The sequence below is a fragment of the Streptomyces sp. NPDC054863 genome, assembly GCF_053610825.1.
Window position 1 is genome coordinate 1 of sequence record NZ_JBSGZD010000414.1, and the last position, 5,259, is coordinate 5,259.

Below are 5,259 nucleotides of genomic sequence, written 5' to 3' on the forward strand. Positions count from 1 at the left end.
CGCCGCCACTGTCGCCGTCAATCTGGTGGGCTGCAACGTCCACTCCGATCATGGGTGGGGGTGGGAGAGAGCTGTTCGTTGCTGCACGTGCAGATGTGTGCGTCGCCTTACCCGTACGTCACACGTGCTTCACACGTACGTCGCGAGTATGGGCGTGGACATGACGACTTGGGTCATCCCGGAAGGGCATACGACGGGCGTTATGGGCCCGGTGTCCTACGGGTGTCCTGCGGGTGGAGGCGCACCTCCGGGTAGTGCGCCGATGGCCCGTCCAGCAGCGGCGAGGGCCGTCCGCGCAGATGGGTGTCGGCGAACGCGGCGACGTACGCGCGGGTCAGTGCGGACGCGCGGTCGCCGTCGAGGTCCTGGAGGGGGAAGCCGAGCTGCTTGCCCAGCGACGCCACGTCGGTGAAGGAGAGGTGCTGCATGCCGTCCACGCTCAACCAGCGCCGCCAGCCCGTGAGTTCGGGCCACGTCTCGTCCCAGGTGCGCTCCGCGCCGGGGACGTGTTCCTGGTCGCCGAGCATCAGGTACGGCCGGTTCAGCGGGATGTCGTTGGGGAAGTGGAAGTTGCCGTCGATGTTCATCCCGGCCCGGATGCGCGGATCCCGCAGCATGGCCGGAACCGTACTGAAGCCGCCCGCCGAGTGCCCGACCATCGCGATGCGGGAGCTGTCGATGCGCACTCCACTGCGCAACTCGCCCCTGCTGCCGGTGAGTTGATCGAGCACGAAGGACACGTCCGCGGCGCGCACGGCGCCCAGCTTCGGGAACTCGCCGTTCGACGCCTCGCAGTGGGTGGTGTGCCCGTCGGGGAAGGTGATGCCGTTGGCCTCGTGGTTGTGGCCGATGCCCGCGACGGCGTAGCCGCGGCTCGCCAGCTCCTCGGCCGCTCCCGACAGCGTGGCGCGGGGCATGCCGAAGCCCGGCGACAGCACCACCAGGGGAAGCCCGGCACGGGTGCGCAGCGCCTCGGCGCCGGTGGTGGAGTGCGTGACGACGGTGCTCAGGACCTCGGGATCCAGGGCGTAGCCACTGGCCTTGATGTACGAGGTGGACTCGGCGGCGGTCAGGTACGGGGCGGCGGTGCCCGACGGACGCTGTGCGGGATACCAGAGCGAGACCATCAACTCCCTCTTCCCGGTGGGCACCCAGGGGTCCGTGCGGCGCGCGTCCGTCAGGTGGAGTGCGGTCAGCCCGACCGGGGCGGTGCCGGTGGGGCGCATCAACTCCAGGGCCCGGTACGGGCTTCGACCCGGCGGACGGTCCGCCGATGCGGTACCGGCGCCGAGTCCGGCGAAGACCGTCGCGGCTGCTGCGGTGCTGGTCAGGAAGGTGCGTCGTCTCATGCGGGGAACGCTACGAAGCCGGGGCGCCGGTGGCATCGGCCCGGGGGTGTACGGGGGAGGGGCGCTGCATCCGGGGGACTACCTCCCTGGGGTGAGGCGGACCGTGAGCAGTCGGCAGCGCGGCACTCGACCTCTCCCGCAGCGACCGGTTCACCGGTGCGGTGCTCGACATCGACGACGCGGTGGCCGCGACCGCGCGGGCCCGGCGCTGGTTCCCGCAGGTCAGAGACCCAGCCAGACGTACGCCGCCTGCGCGGTGAAGGCGTCGTGGCCGCCCCGGAAGAGCAGGTCGGCCGTACCGAACGCCGGATCGCTCTCGCTTCCCCGTACGTACGGAATCGCCGCGCACCGCATCCCCGCAGCGAACGCGGCGGTCACTCCCGGCGCCGCGTCCTCGAACACCGCGCAGTAGCCGGGCTCGGCCGACAGCAGGGCCGCGGCCCGCAGGAAGACGTCCGGGGCGGGCTTGCCGTGCGCCACCTCCTCCGCGGAGACGACCACCGTGCCCGCCGCCTCGCCCAGGTACCCGTCCAGGCCCGTCCCCGTCAGCACCGCCTCGATGGCCGCCCGGGAGGAACCGGACGCCACGGCCATCGGCACTCCCTCCGTGTGCAGCCGCTCCACGAGCTTCCGCATCTCCGGGTAGACCTCGGTCGAGGCACGGGCCGGCTCCAGGTACAGGCGGTTGTACTCGGCCAGCAGCGCGTCGAGGTCCCTCTCGATCCCGTACCTCTCCCGCAGGATCTCCAGCGTCTCGCGCGTCCCGATCCCGACGAAGCGGGCGTTCTCCTCCCAGGTGAACTCCGGCACGCCGTGCTGCGCGAGGAGCCTGCGCCCGGCCTCGTAGTAGTTCGGCTCGCTGTCCACCAACGTGCCGTCGAGATCGAAGATGACCGAAAGGGGGCGCGGAGTGCTCATGGAGCCAGCATGAGGCATCCGGATCAACGGGCACCGACCGCCTTCGTCAACGGGCTCCGGCGGCCCTGCCGATCGCCTCCACCAGCGGCAGCAGCCGGTGCGGCACCCGCTCCCGCAACGCCACCTCCGTACGCGTCCTGACCACCCCCGGTACCTGGATCAGCCGCTGGATGACGTCCTCCAGGTGCCCGGCGTCGCGCGCCACCACCCGGGTCATCAGGTCGCCGCCGCCCGTGATCGAGAACGCCTCGACGATCTCCGGCACCCCGGCGAGCGCGTCCCCCACCTCGTCCAGGTGCCCCTGCATGACCTCGACGTGCACGAACGCCAGCACCGGATGTCCCAGCGCGGCGGGGGACAGGGCAGGCCCCGTGCCGGTGATCACGCCCTCCCGCTCCAGCCGGTCGAGCCGCGCCTGGAGGGTGCCGCGCGCAATACCCAGGATTCGTGCGTACTCGCGCACGCTCGTGCGGGGCTGCTCGATCAGCAGTCGCAGAATGCGGGTGTCGAGCTCATCCACTGACATGTCGCCTCATCATGGTCCGTCGGCCTCCTCCTGGCACTCTGGTGGCGCTCCACGCTGTACCAATGGCACAGCTTAAACGAGCCAGGTTGAGCCAGATGGTGTCCGGATGTTGAAATGGCCGAGTCGATGGCGCTGCGGATCTCGCGGCGCCATTTTTGTGCGGACGAACAGGTGGGAGACCAGAGGAGTGGCAAGGGTGTGGAAGAGGGCGTTCGTGGCACCGGACCCGGGCAGGGTGCGGCTGCGCAGCGGGCTCCGTGCCGTACTGGGCATCGGGCTGGCCGTCACCCTCTCGGGACTGGTCGGACATTCGCTGGTCGCGGCGATCACCGCCGGGCTCGCCGCGCTGCTCGCGCTCTTCACGGTCGCCGACACCACCGTCCGCAAACAGGCGGTCACCACCGCGCTGCTGCCCGTCGTCGGGTTCCCGGTCCTGGCACTGGCGACGTCGCTCCACGACCACGCCCTGCTGCGGGACGGGGCGTTCCTCGTCGTGGTGGGCGCGGGGGTGTACGCCAGGAAGTGGGGGCCCCGGGGGCACGCCCTGGGGATCTTCGGGTTCATGACCTTCTTCATGACGCAGTTCCTGCACGCCGTCCCCGCGCAGCTGCCGGAGCTGTACACCGCCATCGCCCTCGCGCTGCTCGCCTCCTCGACGGTGCGATTCGGCCTCTGGTGCTACGAGAGGCGCCTGCCGCCGCCCGTCCTTCCCGTCGCGGCACCGGGGCGGCGGCTGTCCCGGGTGACCACCCGGCAGGCGGTCCAGGCGACGGTGGCCTCGGCGATCGCCCTGGGGGTGGGCCAGTACCTGTCCGAGGAGCGCTGGTACTGGGCCGTCGGCACCGTCTGGTGGATCTTCGTGAACACGGCCTCGCGCGGGGAGACCCTCGTACGCGGCTTCCGCCGGGTGGCCGGCACCCTCACGGGCATCGTCATCGGCCTGATCGTCGCGGTGGAACTGGACGGCGCACCCGTCCCCACCGCCGTCCTGGTGGCGCTCTGCGTCTTCGGGATCTTCTACACCGCGGCCGTCTCGTACACCTGGATGATGCTGGCGGTGACCCTGATGGCCGGCCTGCTCTACGGGCTCCTGGGCGTCCTGGACCACGGCCTCCTCGTCCTGCGTCTCGCCGAGACGGGCGCGGGCGCCGCCGGGGTGGTCGTCGCGGTGCTGCTCGTACTCCCCGTCACCACCCACTCGACCACCAACGCATGGGTGCACCGCGCCGTGCAGTGCGTGCACACCTGCACGGCCGAAGCCGCGGCCCGGCTCGCGGGAGAGCCGGATGCGAACCCCGCCCTGAGCGTGGCGGAACTGGAACTCCTGCTGGGACGCGTCCGGCTCTCGCTCGCCCCGCTCGTACACCCCCTGAGCCCGCTGCGGGGACGCAAGGCCCGGGCGCGCCAGGTGCTCGCCCTGCTCGACGACTGCGTCCGCGAGGTGCGCGCGCTCGCGGGCATCGCCGCCGACCGGGAGGCGTCCCACGACGCACGCCTGACCGCGGCCTGCTGGCGGGTGGAACGAGCGGTCGAAGCACTCGTCAACCCCGAGCACGCGCACGCGGGTACGGAAGCCGTTCCCGGTGTGGAGCACGCGGCCGGAGCGCCGGCGCTGGGACACCTGCACGCCATCGAGCACGCACTGGGTCAGCTGGCCGCGCCCCTCAGCGGGCAGCCGCGCCCCTCATCTGCGGGCAATTGCTGATCCGGACAGGTGCTGGGTGCTCTGGAGGGGGCGCTCATGGTCCGGACTGCGCCCCTGTGCACTTCTCCGCGCTCCCGGTGGGGCACTGTCCAACCGGGTGATCGGCGTACATCGGGGGTAAACCCGGCGGCATCATGCGGGGGAACGCCCCGGCCGGACGCACATCCGGGGCGTGAATCTTCGATGCCTGGGGATGCGAGCAGGATGCGCGATGACCTTGAGCGAGCCGCCGGACCGATGCCAGGGCCGATGTCAGGGCCGATGTCGGGTCCGGCACCTGGCCCGATGTCGGAGCCGATACCCGGTCCGACACCCGGTCCGGCACCAGGACTGATCCCCGGTCTGATCCCCGGCCCGGCTCGCGGGGCGGACCGCAGGCCGACTCCCGGATCGCCCCGATGGCCGGTTCCCGGCCCCGAGGCCCCGCCCGCGGCCGGAACTCCGTTTGCCGCCACGGCGGAACCGCCGGGAACAACGGGCGCGGCGCCATCGTGGGGTACGACGGCGATGCCGGAAACGCCAGGTACGACGGCGACGCCGGAAACGCCAGGGGCGACGGCGGGACCGGCGGGAGGGCACGGTGAGGCGCGTCCTCCCGGCGCGGCCGACGGCCCCGGGGCGGGCAGGCCCGACCCGGCCGGCCCCATCGCGTGGTTCGGGCCCCCCGTCGCCGGTCCCACGACAGCCGACGGCCCGCCCGCGGGCGGGGCCCCGGAGCCCGCCGGCCCCGGCGGATGGTTCGGCCCGACCGGCCCCACAGC

The 5,259-nt window shown here is 72.2% G+C and carries 4 protein-coding genes; 1 reads left to right on the plus strand and 3 read right to left on the minus strand.

Going from position 1 to position 5,259, the window contains the following annotated elements:
• Window positions 1-200 precede the first annotated feature (200 nt).
• The 3 genes from ACWGIG_RS36615 to ACWGIG_RS36625 form a co-directional block, all read right to left on the minus strand.
• Window positions 201-1,349 (minus strand): alpha/beta hydrolase family protein, encoded by a 1,149-nt coding sequence (locus tag ACWGIG_RS36615; protein WP_453326036.1) that lies wholly within the window; start codon window positions 1,347-1,349, stop codon window positions 201-203.
• A gap of 222 nt (window positions 1,350-1,571) precedes the next feature.
• A complete protein-coding gene (locus ACWGIG_RS36620) occupies window positions 1,572-2,267 on the minus strand; it encodes an HAD family hydrolase (protein ID WP_453326037.1) in 696 nt (231 codons plus the stop codon).
• Window positions 2,268-2,313: 46 nt separating this feature from the next.
• On the minus strand, window positions 2,314-2,793 hold the full coding sequence (locus tag ACWGIG_RS36625) for an Lrp/AsnC family transcriptional regulator (RefSeq protein ID WP_453326038.1): 480 nt from the start codon (window positions 2,791-2,793) through the stop codon (window positions 2,314-2,316).
• Window positions 2,794-2,989: 196 nt separating this feature from the next.
• On the opposite strand from ACWGIG_RS36625, the gene ACWGIG_RS36630 reads away from it, so the two are divergent.
• Entirely contained in the window at window positions 2,990-4,498 is a 1,509-nt protein-coding gene (locus tag ACWGIG_RS36630) for an FUSC family protein (protein WP_453326039.1), read from the plus strand.
• The last annotated feature ends 761 nt before the right edge of the window (window positions 4,499-5,259 follow it).

Excerpts from the sequence above, each read along its gene's own strand:
- ACWGIG_RS36625 (WP_453326038.1), bottom strand. The coding sequence starts at position 2,793 with ATGTCAGTGGATGAGCTCGACACCCGCATTCTGCGACTGCTGATCGAG.
- ACWGIG_RS36615 (WP_453326036.1), bottom strand. The coding sequence starts at position 1,349 with ATGAGACGACGCACCTTCCTGACCAGCACCGCAGCAGCCGCGACGGTC.
- ACWGIG_RS36620 (WP_453326037.1), bottom strand. The coding sequence starts at position 2,267 with ATGAGCACTCCGCGCCCCCTTTCGGTCATCTTCGATCTCGACGGCACG.